This is a genomic window from Gemmata sp. SH-PL17 (assembly GCF_001610855.1).
Lineage (GTDB): Bacteria > Planctomycetota > Planctomycetia > Gemmatales > Gemmataceae > Gemmata > Gemmata massiliana.
Window position 1 is genome coordinate 6126930 of sequence record NZ_CP011271.1, and the last position, 14362, is coordinate 6141291.

A 14362-nucleotide genomic window follows, 5' to 3' on the forward strand; every position below is an offset into this window, starting at 1 on the left:
CAACACGAAGAACGAATGCGTATTGGGATCGTGAACGATCTGGCTCTCGCGCGGGAGGTGCTCCGGCGGGTCGTCGCGTCCGTGCCGGGGCACACGGTCGCGTGGACCGCCGACGACGGCGACGAGGCCGTGCGCCTGGCGACGAGCGACCGGCCCGACGTGATCCTGATGGACCTCGTGATGCCGCGGCTAAACGGCGTCGAGGCCACGCGCCAGATCATGCAACACGCGCCGTGCCCGATCCTGATCGTGACCGCGAGCGTGACCACGAACTTCCCGCTGGTCTTTCAGGCGCTCGGCGCGGGCGGCATGGACGCGGTCGATACCCCCACGCTCGGCCCCACCGGAGCAATTCAGAACGCCACGAAATTGGTCGAACGGCTCCAAAAGCTGGAAGCGGCCCTCGACTGGCAGAGCGGCTCGATGATCGCCCCCGCGAGCCGGGTCGCGGCCCCGTCGAACGATTTACCACTGCTTGTGACGGTAGGGTCATCGACCGGGGGACCGGAGGCGCTAATTCACCTCGTGGGCGCGTTCCCGGAAGATTTCCCCGCCGCGGTCATTATCAGTCAGCACATCGGTGCGGATTTCGCGCTGGGGCTGGTTCAACAGCTCGGGAGCTGGTGCCGGCTCCCCGTTCGAGCCGCGCGCGAGGGCGAACCGCCGGTCGCCGGAACCGTTTACATCGCCGTCAGTGACGACCACCTCGAACTGGGTGCGGACCGGCGCCTGCACTACACGCCGGTCCCGCGACACTGGCCCTACCGCCCGTCGGTGGACGTACTGTTCACCAGCGCCTCGACGAACAGTTCGCGCCCGGGGGTCGCGGCTCTACTCACCGGGATGGGCACCGACGGCTCGACGGGACTGCTACGGCTGCGCGCGGCCGGGTGGCACACGATCGCGCAGGACGAGGCCACGAGTGTCGTTTACGGGATGCCGAAAGCCGCGGCCGAGAAGCGCGCCGCGGTCGAAGTGTTACCGCTCCCGCACATCGGTCTGAGCATCGTCGCGAAGATCAACGCTCTGAAGCGCCAGCGCCCGTGCTGAAGTTCCGTCACTTGCCCTCTTTGGCGTCCCTGGTGCTCGCTTGCTCCAAGTGAATCTCGGCGTCCAGGCGCCGGGCTTTGATCTTGAGGGCGGTTGCGGCAATTCCCCGTGCCGCCTCCACCCGAGCGTTGGCCCATTGCTCGTATTCCTTCAACACGTCCACGATGTTCTTGTAGAGAGTGATGCGGTCGGCCGGTTTCTCAGCCGCTTCCAGTTCCGCAGTGAGGGCCAGGAGCCTCGTTTCTAACACCTCATCAAACGATGTGCGCCCGTTCTTGTGCAGAGCGGAGAGCTGGTCCGCCGCTTCTTTCAGGGCGGCGATCCGCTCCTTCTGGAGTTGCTTGACCTTCTTGGCGGACGCTTCGATCTGCTCTTTCTGCGCCGGGTTAGCCCGGTCCTCCGGACCGACCGGGGCCATCAACAGAGGGACCATCAAGACGGCCAGAATCCGTGCAAGCATCCTCATCGTGGACCTCCGAGGGCTGGCAACCCTCGGTGATTGTCGGCTCTCGTTGGGAGAGGGTCAAACAGATTTCGAGACCACCAACTGGCCCCTTCGAGGCAAAAAAGCAAAGCGGGTGGCGGCCGGTCCCCGGGACCGGCCGCCACCCGCTCAACAGGCAGCCGTCCATATGAGACGGCTGCGAACCGAAATCGCGCTTACTTCCCCTTCAGTTCGCCCAGGGCCGCGCCCGCGCGGATCGCCTTGCCCTTCACCTTGAACTTCACCGTCAGTTGCTTGCCGCCCTCGATGGTGAAGGCGGCGGTGTCCTTGCCGCTCGTCGAGCCGTCGCCGAACGAGTCCTTGAGCAGCGCCTTCAGTTCGTCCGCCTTCAGTCCGGGTTGGGCGAGCGGCAGAACTTTAGCGAGCGCGGAGTCGGCCGACACGACCGCCACCGGGACCGCCTTCGCCTTCAGCCCCTTGCGGATCACCGCGCCGTCCGGCTCGATGCTCGCGACGATGGCGCTGTCCGACGTGGCCAGCCAGATGGTCTTCGTGCCGAAGATCTTGTCGAGGTTGTCGTCCACTTGCTTCAGGTTGATCTGGTGGAGCGAGAAATCCCCGATCTTCTCCACGTCGAACTTGAACTCCACGAAGTTCTCGATGAACGCGCCGTAGTCCCCGATGACCTTCTTCACGAACTTCTCGATCTCCTTGCCGTCCGTCACCGCGCCCGCGCCGATGATCTGGTAGGTGCCCTTCGCGCTCGGGCCGATCAGCGACACGGCAACGTCGAGTTCCCCGGCCTTCAGCGTCGGGCCGACGGCCGCGACCAGCGCTTTCACGACGTCTTTCTGTTCTTCCGGGGCGTTCTTCAGCCCGTCCGCGAGCAGGGCCTCGATAGCCGCGGAGAACTCTTTCTTGGACCCGTCGGTCACCGCGATCTTCACGTTCCCGCGGGCCGCCGCGTCCGCGGCGGCGACGATCCCGGCGGGCAGGCTCGTCTTGCTGCCGAGCGCGGTGAAGTTCTTCGCCAGCGCCGACCCGTTCTTCGCGGTCAGCGTGACCTCGGCGGAGACGTCGTCGGTCTTCGCGTCGGCGAACAGGCGCACGCTCAGGCGCTCGCCGTCCTCGGTCACGCCCTTCACGCCGGACAGGATCGAGTCGAACAGGAGCCCCTTCAGTTGCTTCTCCGCAGCCGATTCGGTGCCCGCGTTCTTCTTGCGCTCTTCGTTGACCCCGAGTTCAAACTGGCCGAACAGGAACGTCCGCAGGTCCGCGGGGATGCGATCGATGTGAACGATCACCGACGCGACCGACCCGTCGTCCTTCGCGAAATAGTCCTTCGGCGAAACGAGCACTTTCGGGTCGAGATCCTTCGCCTTCTGGGAAACGTACAGGTACCCGTTGGCGAACCGCAGGTGCAGTTCGTTGATGAACGGCACGGCAACCTTCAGGGTGCCGTCGTCGCCCTTTTCGGGGACCACACCGGCCCGGTTCTTCAGCGCCTCCAACAACCGGTCCTGATCGGCGACCGGGAGGAAAATAACGAACGGGCTGGTCTCCACTTCCTTGTTGAGGACGGCGTAGGCCCCGATCGGGTTCTTCGGGTCGACGCCCTCAATGCCCTTGCCGTCGGTAGCCAGAGCTTTAATGAGATCGCGGGCCTGCTTCGCGACGTCCTCTTTATTGGCCAGCCCCGCGATGTACTCGAACTTGTCCACCAGATCGTTCACGGACCGGAGCCGGATCTCGACCGTCGGTTCGGTGGCCTTTTGTGCGGACGCGAGACCGGTCGAGAGAAGCGCGACCGCGAGCGCGGCCAACCAGCGAAAACGCATTGAAAATTCTCCTTCGGGTATCTGACGAGGGAGTGTACCTTCCCGGGTGTCCGAAAGTGTCAGCGGTGTTAGGAAATCCTAAAACCACTTCGTCGCGCGGGATCGCGCGCCGGGCGCGTTATCATAGGAACCGACATGAGCCAGAAGACGTGGGGCGGGCGATTTACGGGCAGCACGGACTCGCGCGTGGAGGCGTTCACGGAGTCGATCACGGTCGACAAGCGCCTGTTCCGGCACGATATTGTGGGCAGTCAAGCCCACGCGCGCATGCTGGCCGAGGTCGGGCTAATTACCGCGGACGAAGCGAACAAGATCGCGACGGCCCTGGACGAAATCGGGACCGACATCGAAGAGGGCAAGATGGAATTCACCATCTCGCTCGAAGACATTCACACGCACATCGAAAAAGCTCTCATTGGCAAGCTCGGCGACACCGGGCGCAAGTTGCACACCGGGCGCAGCCGTAACGATCAGGTAATTACGGACTTAAAGCTCTGGGTCCGCGACGCGATCGACGAACTCGACGGCCTGCTGCTCGACCTCCAGAAGGCGTTCGTGGAATCGGCCGAGCGCGAGCACAACGTCATTATCCCCGGCTACACGCACCTCCAGCGCGCGCAACCGGTCCTCGCGGCCCACTACTTCCTGGCCTACGTCGAGAAGTTCCAGCGCGACCGCGAGCGCCTGCGCGATTGCCGCACGCGGGTGAACATCCTCCCCCTGGGCGCTGCGGCCCTCGCGGGGACGTCCCTGCCGATCAATCGCGAGTCGGTCCGTGAGAAACTCGGGTTCGATTCCGTCGCGCGCAACAGCTTGGACGTTTCCAGTGACCGCGACTTCGCGCTGGAGTTCGTGTTCTGCCTCTCGGTGATCGCCACGCACCTGAGTGGATGGGCGGAAGAGTGGGTCATCTGGAGCACCACCGAGTTCAACTTCCTCGATTTGCCGGATGCGTTCTGCACCGGGTCGAGCATCATGCCGCACAAGAAGAACCCGGACGTGCTGGAACTCACGCGCGGAAAGGCCGGGCGCGTGATCGGCGCGCTCCAGCACCTCTTTGTGCTGGTGAAGGGGCTCCCGCTCGCGTACAACCGCGACTTACAGGAAGACAAAACGGCGATCTTCGACTCGATGGACACCGTGGGCGGGTGCCTCGCGGTCGCGGCGCCGCTGGTGCGCCAGACCAAGCTCCGGCGCGAGGTGATCGCGGCGCGCCTGGACGCCGGGTTCCTCGACGCGACCACGCTCATGGAAGCGCTCATCGCGCGCGGCGTGCCGATGCGCTCGGCCCACGAAGCGGTGGGGAACCTGGTCCGCGCGTGCGAGGAGCGCAAGTGCCGACTCAGAGACCTCCCCAACTCGCTGTTCGAGGCGGTGGCGCCCTCACACGGCGCCACGGTCAAGGCGTCGTTGGGAGTGGAAAACGCGATCGATGCGTTCAAGAGCTACGGCTCGACGGCCCCGACCGAGGTGGCCAAACGGCTCGACGAGTGGAAGCAAAAGCTCGAACTGTAAGACCCTGTTTTGAGGGGCGCGATGGAAGCCTGGCTCGCGATTCTCGCGTGTTTCCTGCCGCCGATGGCACTCGGTCTGTTCCCGCCGCGCACCCCGAAGTGGCGCCGGGCACGCAAGCAGTTCTGGGTCACCTTCGTGCTCGCGGCGGCAATCGGGGCCGCGAGCGTCGCCTTCATCGACCCCGCAGGGCCAGCGGTCCTCGTGTTCGGCGCCCTGGTCGTGTTCGCAACCGTTGCGACGGCGTGGTGCTACTCGGTCGCGATCATGCGCACCGAGTGGAGCGAGTGGCGCGCCCTACGCAACCCACCTTCACCACCCGAACCGGTCGCGAGCGAGCCACAACGCGATCCGGCGAAGCCCTGGCTGAAGTGACGAGCGAGATGGCCGAAGACGAGCGGCCGTTGCGAGTACGGCTGAAGCGGTTATCGTAGGTGTGTAGAGACTCACGAGGCCGAACCATGATCCGTGCCCTTCAACCAACGCCGCTCGTAATCGAGTTTCCGGAAGTTTCGGACGAGGAACGCGCCGCCGCAATCGCCGGGAACGAAGAGTTCAAGAAGAACGTTGAGTGGTGGAACGCGCACGTGAAGGAGGTCCGCGACGCGCACACAGGCAAGTTTGTGTGCGTCGCGGGTCAGGAACTCTTTGTCGGGGATGACCCGATCAAAGTCCTAGCACGAGCAAAAGCCGCGCACCCGAGCCCGGGTTCGGGCTTTGTGAGTCTGTTCCTATCACCGCACCGGGGGCCGAAAATCCTGAGTACATGGCCGCGAGTGTCGCGTTGAACCGAAGCATTTGGTCTTCGGCGTCGTGGTACAGGCCTCTGGCCTGTGTGAATAATTCCACAGGCCAGAGGCCTGTACCACGAACAAAAACACAAGTTACCCACTGATCGTGGACCGCCCCGGCGACACCGTTCGCCTCCTCCGCCCGCCGCACCGCTATACCATTCAGAGCAACTAATTCGCACCGTTACAGAGGTAGTCCGTGTTTCAAACTCCGGTCGGGCGGGTCCGCGCCGCGGGCCTCGTGGAAGGCGTCTCGGCGCTGATCCTGTTTTTCATCGCGATGCCGCTGAAGTACCTCTCCGGGATGCCGGAACTGGGCAAAGAAGTGGTGTTCTGGGTGGGCGCGATCCACGGCGGGCTGTTCGTCGCCTACGCGCTCATCACGTTCACCGCGTGGGGGCAGGGCGCGCTGCGGGCGAAGCACGTCGGGATGGCCGCGGTCGCGTCGATCGTCCCGTTCGGGCCGTTCGTCATCGACCGCAAGCTGAAGGCGTTTGAAGACGCGAACGCCCCCGCCGCGCCGGTGGCGTAACGACACGCGGTCACTTTTTCGGCAGCGGGCGGGCGTAAACCCCGAGGTGACTCGCCGCGACCCGCTCCGTTCCGGGCTTGTTCGCGTGGATCGGGCGGTTCACGACGGTCGGCGCCCCGTCCGCGCCTTCCACCACGAGCGCGGTCGTGCCGCCGCCGTCGAGGTTGATGCCCTCCGTACAGCCGAGCGCCTTTAGCCACGCGCCCACATCGCCCGTCGTCGCGCCGTCGCTGAACTCTTTCTGGCGCCCGTCGATCACAAGAAACACGAGCGTCTTGCCGTCCGCGGTAACGCCCGCGGCGGTGCGCGGGTGGATCGACTTGTCCCCGGCAATCACTTCGCCCTTCTTCAGAACGATGTGAAACCCACCGACCGCGTTCTCGATCCCCTCGAAGTTGAACGGCGGGGCCGTGATCGCGGCCTTGTTATCCTTCGTGAGCAACAGCGCGGGCAATTTCTCCTGACCGGGCGAAACCAACTTCCCGCGGCTGACCTGAACCCCGACCACGTCCTGCTCCTTATCCTCGTCCTTGTGGATCGGTGCGAACGGTGCGGCGTTGATCGCGAGTTGCAGTTTGTGGCGCTTCAAGAAGGTGCTGGTTTTCAGCCCGTCGGTCTCGCCGGGCCGGTCCCCGTTACCGGGCGTCGCCAGGAACTCGATCCCGGGCGCGGTGAGGTCGATGCGGACCGCGTGCCCCTTCATGAGCCGGGGGCTCTCCGCACTCAGGTCGGTCCGCTCGATCCCGACGAAGAGCGGCTTCCACAACGGGGGGCTCGCGAACGGCTCATCGGCGCCCGCAGAAAACCCGGCGGACGCGGTCAAAAACGCCACCAAAAGGACGGATCGCATTTCTCGGTCTCGCGTGCTCAAGACGTAACGGGTGCCGACGGTTATGATACCTACCCCGTTCCTTTTGAAACGAACTCAGAGGGAACTCACAGAGCCTTCACGGACCAGTCATGGACCACTTCGATTACCGCGACCGCACACTGTACTGCGAGGACGTTCCCGTTCCCGAGTTGGCCGAGAAGTACGGCACCCCGCTGTACGTCTACTCGCAGGCCACGCTCCTCGACCGACTGAAAGAAGTGCAGACCGCGTTCACAGAGGTCAAACCGGTCATCTGCTACAGCGTGAAGGCCAACGGGAACCTGAGCATCGCCCGGCTCATGGGCCAGAACGGGGCCGGGTTCGACGTCACGTCCCAGGGCGAGTTCCAGCGCGCGCTCAAGGCGGGACCGGCCGGGTCGAAGATCGTGTTCGCGGGCGTGGGGAAGTCCGACGCCGAGATCGAGTTCGCCCTGAAGAACGACGTGTTCCTCTTCGACGTGGAGAGCGAGCAGGAATTGCACGCGATCGGCGCCGTGGCTCAGAAGCTCGGCGTGAAGGCGCCGGTCGCGCTCCGCGTGAACCCGGACCTGCCGCCGAAAACGCACGTCAAGACCGACACGTCCGTCAAGGGCGTCAAGTTCGGCCTCGACATCGAAACCATCGTGGACGTCGCGAAGGGCGTGGTCGGGCACCCGGGGCTCGCCGTGGTCGGGCTGCACATGCACCTCGGGTCGCCGATTCTGAAGGCCGAGCCGTACCGCATGGGGGCCGAAAAGGGCGTGGCGCTCATCAAGCAGTTCCGCGCCCAGGGCCACGACATCAAGTTCCTCAACATGGGCGGCGGGTTCGGGATCAACTACCGCAAGGACGAGGCGAAGCCCGCCAGCGCGTTCGCCGAGGTCATCATCCCCGCGGTGAAGGAATCGGGGTGCCAGCTCATCCTCGAACCGGGCCGCTTCATCGCCGGTAACGCCGCGATCCTGCTCAGCCGGGTGGTGTTCACCAAGTCCACCGGCGGGAAGCACTACATCATCCAGGACGCGGCGATGAACGACCTCATCCGCCCCACGTTGTACGGCTCGTTCCACCGCGTGTGGCCGGTGAACCCCTCGACTGATGTGCCCGTCCGCCCCGACGTGAACGGCGACCCGGACGACCCGAACCCGTTCCGCGCCATGCCCAACTGCTTCACCCAGGACGTGGTCGGGCCGGTGTGCGAGAGCGGCGACTACCTCGCCAAGGACCGCCCGCTGCCCGGGATGAAGCGCGGCGACCTGCTCGCGGTCTTCTCGGCCGGCGCCTACGGTATGGCGATGGCCTCGAACTACAACTCGCGCGTCCGGGCCGCGGAGGTGCTCGTTACAGGCCGCACACATCGACTGATCCGCCGCCGCGAGACGTTCGCGGACCTCGTCGCGTGTGAAGAGGATTGCTTAACGTGACGGGCGCTTCCAGAATGCACATCAGATGATCCCGGTCTGCGAAGGCGCGGTGATTCGGACCCGTGTCGGGCTCCTCGAACGAGTTGCGAGGAAATCACACACCGGTCCGAACGATTCGTAGCTATTGCCCCGTCGACCGGGATTACCCACTTTACCGCACCTTTTTCGCCCGTTAGCGTGAAAGGTGCGGCCCTGTTGCCGCCATCAGCTCTTACTCGCGCCCGGCCGCATTGAGGAGACACCCGGTGAGAACCGCTTCGTTCCTCGCCCTCGCTTTGGTTCTCGCGCTGGTGCTCGACTCGCGCGACGCGCCCGCGCAGCCGCCCAAGGCGCCGGTGTTCAAACCGACCGAGATCTACGACAGGCTCCGCACCACGATCGATGAGGGGAAGTTCGACGTCGCGGGGATCTACCTCGACGAGTTCCTCAAGAGCAACCCGCCCGACGCGGACTTCTTGGAGATCGAGCGCCGGTACGGGACGACGACGTTCCAAGCGCTCCGCACCATCCCGAAATACTCCGACGATCCGGCGACCGAGAAGAAGATCCGGGCCAACATCGAAGAGCTCAACAAGCGCGCCCAGGCCGCGGCCGGCAAGCTGCTCTACACCAAGGAGCGCGTTAACAAGTACATCGCCAACCTGGGCAAGACGCCGGAAGAGAAAGAGTTCGCCCAACTGGAGCTGAAGCGCACGGGCGACTACGCGATCCCGTTCCTGATCGAAACGATCCGCACCAACCCCGACCCGGACCTGTACGTCGGCATCATCGAAACCATTCCGGTCCTCGAAGCCCCGACGATGGCCGGGTGGGTCGCGGCCCTCGACGGGCTGCCGGCGGACCGTCAGTACGGCGTCCTGAGTGAAATGGCCAAGCGCCGCGACGTGCTGAACCTGCTCCAGAACGCCCAGACCGACTTCACGCCGAACCTGTGGCGCATCCTGTCGGGTCCGCGGTCGGCAAGCCCGACGCTGTACGACCTCGCGGAACAACTCATCAACAAAGTGGTCCCCGGCGCCAAAGCCGATACGAAGCGCCCGGAAGCCGAACTCACCGCACTGGCCCGCAAGTTCTACGACCGCAAGGCCCGGTTCCAGGGCGTGCGGAACAACTCCGACGGCAGCTCGCCCCGCGTGCCCGTTTGGGTCACCGTCGACCGCGGCGGGCTGATCTCGATCACGCGGTTGGATGTTCCGGTCAGTCAGGCGGAAGAATACTACGGTCTGCGTTACGCGCGCTGGGTGCTGGACGCGAAGCCCGACTACGAACCGGCCCAGGCGCTGATCCTGGCTCTCGCGTCCGAGCGAGCGGTAGAACGGGCGCGCGGGGGGAACCTCGCGGTGGCCGAACCCGCCGCGTACAAGTTGCTCGCCGACGCGCCATCGGCGCTGTTGACGGAACTTCTGGCGCGCGGGCTGACCGAGAAGCGCACCGCGCTCGTGCTCGCGACGGTCCAGGCACTGGGCGACCGCGCCGACCGCGAGGCCGCCACGCCGCCGGCCGGTGCGGGGAACAAGCCGTCGCTCCTCGTTCGGGCGCTGGGCTACCCGGACCACGCGGTCCAGTTCGCCGCGGCCACCGCCCTGCTCCGCTCGCCGGTCCCGGTCCCCGCCGGCGCCAAGCCCGCGGTCGTGGAGGCCCTGCGCCGCGCGGCCGCGCTCGATCCGGGTAAAGCGGGCGACGCGAAGGGCACCGTGCTGCTGGCCGACCCCAACAAGTTCCGGGCGGACGCGAGCGCGGGGCTCCTGCGCGGGCTGGGGTTCGATGTCGAACAACTCACCAACGGGCGCGACCTGCTCCGGCGCGTCGCCCGGGGTTCGGACTTCGACCTGATCTTCATCGACCACCACACCCCGAACCCGGAGCTGATCGACCTGGTCTCGCAGCTCGCGTCGGACACCCGCACCGCGGCCCGGCCGGTGTTCGTGATCGCGTCCTCGGACAAGCCGAAAACGCCGACGTTCGATCAGCTCCTGCTCCGCACCTCGGCCCTCGTCGCCGCGACCGAAGGGGCCGCCGTCTCGATGCCGCCCCCTTTCGTGCCCGACCCACAGGATTCCCAGATCAAGCAGGACAAAAAGCGGGAAGACACTGAGAAGGCCCGGGCGCAGGTCGTCTACAACGTAGTGGCGGCCCGGTCCGCGCGGGTCCACCGTATCGTCGACGCGCTCCCGCTGACGGTCGACGAGAACCAGAAACTGGTACTGGACCTCCGCATTCAGCTCATGACCCATTCGATCCTGGCTACCGAGGTTCCGCTCTGGGCCGGGGCGCGACCGGACACAGTTGCCGAGTTCGCGAGCGTCACGACCGCGGAGATCGCGCGGCTCCGCAAACAGCTCTCGCTCCAACCGGCGTCCGCGCCCTACGGGACGGGGGCCGCGACCCGCGAGCTGATTAAACTCATCGAACGCTTCGAGCCGGACGTCGCAAAAACCAAAACCTCTCAGGACCGGTACGACTCGATCCGCGCGAGCGTCCCACCGGAGGACCTGGGGGTCGCGGTTGAAACGTTCCGCGACGCGGCCGCCGAAACCCGGCTCGCGCGCACGCTCAAGAACTATCCCGAAGTGAAGATCGTTCCGGAACTGTACTCGAAGCTCGGTCTCGAATCGGAATTCAAAACGCTCTTCGCCGACCCGATGATGGTCCCGCGCGACGCCGCAGCGAAGAAGGCCGACGCGCGGACCGCGATCGAATTCATCCGACTGATGGCGATCGGCGACCTGCCCGGCTACGAACTCAAAACGACCGAAGGCGAGCTCCGGGACGCGGTCGTGCTCAACCCCGATCCGGACATCGCGTCCACGGCAATCGACGCCCTGGAACGGTTCAAGTCGGCGGCGGCGCAGCAGGCGCTCCTTCAACTCGCGACCAAGAAGATCGGCGCCACGCCAGTGTCCCTGCGGCGCAAGGCGGCGGATGCGGTGGTTCGCCACATCCGCGCGAACGGAAAAGCCGTGACGCCCGAACTGGTGAGCGAGGTCGTCGAACAGTCGACCCCGGAAGCCACTCCGGACGCCGAACTTCGCGCCAAATTCTTGACGCTCAAGGGCATGCTCGCGTTCAAGGCGGACGACTTCACCAGTCAACTGAAGGGCTACAACCCGCCGATCGTGCTCCCGGAGCCGAAGAAGGAAGCCGAGAAGAAAGAGCCAGAAAAGAAGGAACCGGAACAAAAAGACCCGCCCCCGCCCGAGTGAAGTAACTCAATATTTGGTACACAGGGATCTCGCCCTGCATAACAACGACACCCGCGCTCCGGAGGGGCACGGGTGTCGTTGTTATGCAGGGCATGATTGAGAAGATTAAAGAGTCGGCGAGATCGCAGTGCGGGTGGGATCGGAGCGGAAATGAAAGAAGTCGGTGGCAAATTGCCACCGACTTCCTGAGCGACCTGGCAACACGGCGCTCACGGGAGCGGAAGTGTCGCGCGGTTCTTTATTTTCGGCGCCCGCTCACGCGGTAGTTGTCCCCGGCCGTTCCCGTCGCCAATTTCTCGGCTTCCTTCTCCGTCTTGATCCCCGTGTGTAGCAGTGCATGGAAGCCGGGCTTCGCGGCCTCGATCGCGTCCCATTCCCGCTGCTCACACACCACGTTCCCGCCCACTTTCCCCTTCTCCAACGTCATTCGGTACACGACCCAGGCGTTGCAGATTTCGCGTGTGCGCATTGAGGCTCCGTTTTGGTGACGGTGCATTGTACCAGAACACCGACCGGCTTGTTAGGATTTCCCACCGAATAAAAGATTGCCGGGGAAGACCAAAAACTAACAACGTGCAGAGTCGATGTATAGCGCGTCGCCCCCTCCAGAGGAATCAGAAACTCGCCCCTCCAATGCGTTTCCGCCCCGGAGGGGCCGGCGGACGTAGCACAGGGCGGGAGCCCTGTGAACGATTCTCACCGCCGCACAACGCAAATTGCCCTTCTTCCCGATCTCATCACCGCCACCTCCCGCTCGATTTCTTTGAAAGCCCCCGCCCACTCCGCCGGGATATACTGAATTTGGCCGATCGCGGTGAATATTCTCGGGCACAGCGCAAGCCCCGCCGTCCCCCGCGTTCGAGCAGCGAACCCCGGCGGGACAGACCGGGACCATGAGGAGCAAAATCATGACCCGCTCGACCGCCAGCAACTCGTCGAATCAACCGACCATCGAAGCCCTGATGATGCGCTTTCTCGCCAGCCGCTCAGACGCCGGATCGTCGGCAGTCGAGTCGGGGGAGAGCGAGGTTGAACCGCACGAAGTCGCGGCCGGGTTCCGGGTTGACCCGCGGGCCGCTTGGCACGACGCGAATTACACCGGGGTGAACGGTTCCCCGCCCGCGGCCCAACTCCCGACCGAATGGGCGCTCCTGGTTGGTCAGCCGTCGTCCGCGTTCGCGCTGCCGATGGCGGCCGGGCACTTCCCGCAGCGGGTGAAAGACCTGCAACCGCTGCTCACGAAGTTCAACCCGGCCGAACTGCGGCCGACCGGCACGCAGGGCGCGCTGCCCGCGTTCGCCGGGATGCGGACCTGGATCGCCAAGAACGGCAAAACGAGTCCGCTCGTCGCGGCCGGCCTCGCTCGCACGCTGGGCGACTTCGACACCGCCGCGAAGCTGCTCGACGGCACGACCGGCGCCGAAAACGAGAAGGCCGCGCTGCTGTGGCAGCGCGGGAAGTGTGCGGAAGCACTCGCGGCGTGGGACGCGATGCCGGAATCGGCCGCCGTGCAGTTCAACCGCGGCATGGCTCGGCTGTTCCTGGGTCAAATCGCCGACGCCCGCCCGCTGCTGCAAAAAGCGGTGGACGCGATCCCCGAAACGAGCGGCTGGCACACGCTCGCCCGGCTGTACCTGGCCGTCGCCGAGATCCACGGTTAAGCGACCGACAACGACTGAAATACGCACCCCGCGGCCGGAACCATCCGACCGCGGGGTGTTGCGTTTTGGGCCGCACGCAGCGGAAGTCACACGACTGTTTTGCGCGCCCCGAGAACTCGGTATCATCGGAGGATCACGGAATCGAGGATGAACGATGACCGAAGCAGAATGGCTGACGTGCGTTGATCCTTGGACGATGTTGAGGTTCCTCCGCACGGATCGAAACGATCGAAAGTTGCGGTTGTTACTGTGTGCCTTTTGTCGCCAGAGTTGGGCACTTTTTGAGGAGATAGCAGGGGCACAAGCTTTTGTGGAACTCGCAGAGCGGATGGCGAACGGTTTTGTTGCGAAGAAGGAAGTCCGAGCCGTGCGACTCGGTTGCCTTCATGCCTTGGTGGACGGGATGGATTGGAAAGACGATGACGCCGATTTCATGCTGGATCGCTTCGGAGGGTTCCATTTTGAAGATGATCCCGCTTGGGTCCGTGAAATGGCTGTCCGATTGATTGCTGTTCGGGCACTGGGTCAAACGGTTTCCGCCAACGAGGTCGCACAAGTCGTTCGGGCACTTGCGGACGCACGAGTGGGAGCCACCGATTCGCAAGATTGCGACTTGATACGCGAAGTTTTCGGCAATCCTTTCCGCCCCGTCACCTTTGACTCCTCTTGGCTTACTTCCACCGTGCGTGCCCTTGCAACTGGCGTCTACACCGAGCGCGCGTTCGACCGGCTCCCCATCCTGGCCGATGCGATTCAGGACGCCGGGTGCGACAGCGACGACGTCCTGACGCACCTCCGCAGTGACGGGCCGCACGTCAAGGGATGCTGGGCACTCGATTTGGTACTGGGCAAAGCGTAGAATCGCATCTCAGATAAAATAGTGATCAAATTTCAATAAGTGACACCATAACCACATCTATATCGCGTATAATCCCAAGAGGTGCAAACAGCGCGTTTTGCCCCCTCGTTGTTTTGGTGTGTGCATCGCACAGAGCCAGCCCGGAGTGGGGCCAAAAGGTTAGCAAATGTTAGCCTCGGATTCTTGGGGGAGCACGA

General features: G+C 64.5%; 13 protein-coding genes. 9 read left to right on the forward strand and 4 right to left on the reverse strand.

Annotated features, from left to right (window positions below; genetic code table 11):
• Positions 1–15: 15 nt before the first annotated feature.
• The gene (gene cheB / locus VT84_RS25195) at positions 16–1050 is read left to right on the forward strand and encodes a chemotaxis-specific protein-glutamate methyltransferase CheB (protein WP_082841434.1); all 1035 of its coding nucleotides are present in this window, start codon (positions 16–18) and stop codon (positions 1048–1050) included.
• Between the two features lie 7 nt (positions 1051–1057).
• Here the strand turns inward: cheB and VT84_RS25200 are convergent, their stop codons facing one another.
• The gene (locus VT84_RS25200) at positions 1058–1516 is read right to left on the reverse strand and encodes a hypothetical protein (RefSeq protein ID WP_082841435.1); all 459 of its coding nucleotides are present in this window, start codon (positions 1514–1516) and stop codon (positions 1058–1060) included.
• Positions 1517–1710: 194 nt separating this feature from the next.
• Positions 1711–3333 (reverse strand): hypothetical protein, encoded by a 1623-nt coding sequence (locus VT84_RS25205; RefSeq protein WP_082841436.1) that lies wholly within the window; start codon positions 3331–3333, stop codon positions 1711–1713.
• Between the two features lie 135 nt (positions 3334–3468).
• Between VT84_RS25205 and argH the strand changes: the two genes are divergently transcribed.
• The 4 genes from argH (at position 3469) to VT84_RS25225 (ending at position 6168) form a co-directional block, all read left to right on the forward strand.
• Entirely contained in the window at positions 3469–4848 is a 1380-nt protein-coding gene (gene argH, locus VT84_RS25210; RefSeq protein WP_082841437.1) for an argininosuccinate lyase, read from the forward strand.
• Positions 4849–4869: 21 nt separating this feature from the next.
• Positions 4870–5220 carry a hypothetical protein gene (locus VT84_RS25215; RefSeq protein WP_082841438.1) on the forward strand — a complete coding sequence of 117 codons (351 nt, stop codon included), beginning with the start codon at positions 4870–4872 and terminating at the stop codon, positions 5218–5220.
• Between the two features lie 86 nt (positions 5221–5306).
• The gene (locus VT84_RS25220; protein ID WP_082841439.1) at positions 5307–5633 is read left to right on the forward strand and encodes a hypothetical protein; all 327 of its coding nucleotides are present in this window, start codon (positions 5307–5309) and stop codon (positions 5631–5633) included.
• 202 nt (positions 5634–5835) lie between these two features.
• Positions 5836–6168 (forward strand): DUF3817 domain-containing protein, encoded by a 333-nt coding sequence (locus VT84_RS25225; RefSeq protein ID WP_082841440.1) that lies wholly within the window; start codon positions 5836–5838, stop codon positions 6166–6168.
• Between the two features lie 10 nt (positions 6169–6178).
• Here the strand turns inward: VT84_RS25225 and VT84_RS25230 are convergent, their stop codons facing one another.
• The gene (locus VT84_RS25230; RefSeq protein WP_052560258.1) at positions 6179–7018 is read right to left on the reverse strand and encodes a phosphodiester glycosidase family protein; all 840 of its coding nucleotides are present in this window, start codon (positions 7016–7018) and stop codon (positions 6179–6181) included.
• Positions 7019–7128: 110 nt separating this feature from the next.
• Between VT84_RS25230 and lysA the strand changes: the two genes are divergently transcribed.
• Both lysA and VT84_RS25240 read left to right on the forward strand, forming a co-directional pair.
• Complete coding sequence (gene lysA / locus VT84_RS25235) at positions 7129–8442, forward strand: diaminopimelate decarboxylase (protein ID WP_052560257.1); 1314 nt, start codon at positions 7129–7131, stop codon at positions 8440–8442.
• Positions 8443–8687: 245 nt separating this feature from the next.
• Entirely contained in the window at positions 8688–11645 is a 2958-nt protein-coding gene (locus VT84_RS25240) for a two-component system response regulator (RefSeq protein ID WP_082841441.1), read from the forward strand.
• A gap of 238 nt (positions 11646–11883) precedes the next feature.
• Here the strand turns inward: VT84_RS25240 and VT84_RS25245 are convergent, their stop codons facing one another.
• The gene (locus VT84_RS25245) at positions 11884–12114 is read right to left on the reverse strand and encodes a hypothetical protein (protein ID WP_052560255.1); all 231 of its coding nucleotides are present in this window, start codon (positions 12112–12114) and stop codon (positions 11884–11886) included.
• 439 nt (positions 12115–12553) lie between these two features.
• Between VT84_RS25245 and VT84_RS25250 the strand changes: the two genes are divergently transcribed.
• Positions 12554–13306, forward strand: coding sequence for a hypothetical protein (locus VT84_RS25250; protein ID WP_082841442.1), 753 nt, complete (start codon positions 12554–12556; stop codon positions 13304–13306).
• 154 nt (positions 13307–13460) lie between these two features.
• Complete coding sequence (locus VT84_RS41225; protein WP_239465472.1) at positions 13461–14165, forward strand: hypothetical protein; 705 nt, start codon at positions 13461–13463, stop codon at positions 14163–14165.
• Positions 14166–14362 lie beyond the last annotated feature (197 nt).

What these genes read in the sequence shown, in the direction of transcription:
- VT84_RS25205 (WP_082841436.1), bottom strand. Translation starts at nt 3,333, where the DNA reads ATGCGTTTTCGCTGGTTGGCCGCGCTCGCGGTCGCGCTTCTCTCGACC.
- cheB (WP_082841434.1), top strand. Translation starts at nt 16, where the DNA reads ATGCGTATTGGGATCGTGAACGATCTGGCTCTCGCGCGGGAGGTGCTC.
- VT84_RS25230 (WP_052560258.1), bottom strand. Translation starts at nt 7,018, where the DNA reads ATGCGATCCGTCCTTTTGGTGGCGTTTTTGACCGCGTCCGCCGGGTTT.
- lysA (WP_052560257.1), top strand. Translation starts at nt 7,129, where the DNA reads ATGGACCACTTCGATTACCGCGACCGCACACTGTACTGCGAGGACGTT.
- VT84_RS25245 (WP_052560255.1), bottom strand. Translation starts at nt 12,114, where the DNA reads ATGCGCACACGCGAAATCTGCAACGCCTGGGTCGTGTACCGAATGACG.
- VT84_RS41225 (WP_239465472.1), top strand. Translation starts at nt 13,461, where the DNA reads ATGACCGAAGCAGAATGGCTGACGTGCGTTGATCCTTGGACGATGTTG.
- VT84_RS25220 (WP_082841439.1), top strand. Translation starts at nt 5,307, where the DNA reads ATGATCCGTGCCCTTCAACCAACGCCGCTCGTAATCGAGTTTCCGGAA.
- VT84_RS25200 (WP_082841435.1), bottom strand. Translation starts at nt 1,516, where the DNA reads ATGAGGATGCTTGCACGGATTCTGGCCGTCTTGATGGTCCCTCTGTTG.
- VT84_RS25215 (WP_082841438.1), top strand. Translation starts at nt 4,870, where the DNA reads ATGGAAGCCTGGCTCGCGATTCTCGCGTGTTTCCTGCCGCCGATGGCA.
- VT84_RS25250 (WP_082841442.1), top strand. Translation starts at nt 12,554, where the DNA reads ATGACCCGCTCGACCGCCAGCAACTCGTCGAATCAACCGACCATCGAA.
- argH (WP_082841437.1), top strand. Translation starts at nt 3,469, where the DNA reads ATGAGCCAGAAGACGTGGGGCGGGCGATTTACGGGCAGCACGGACTCG.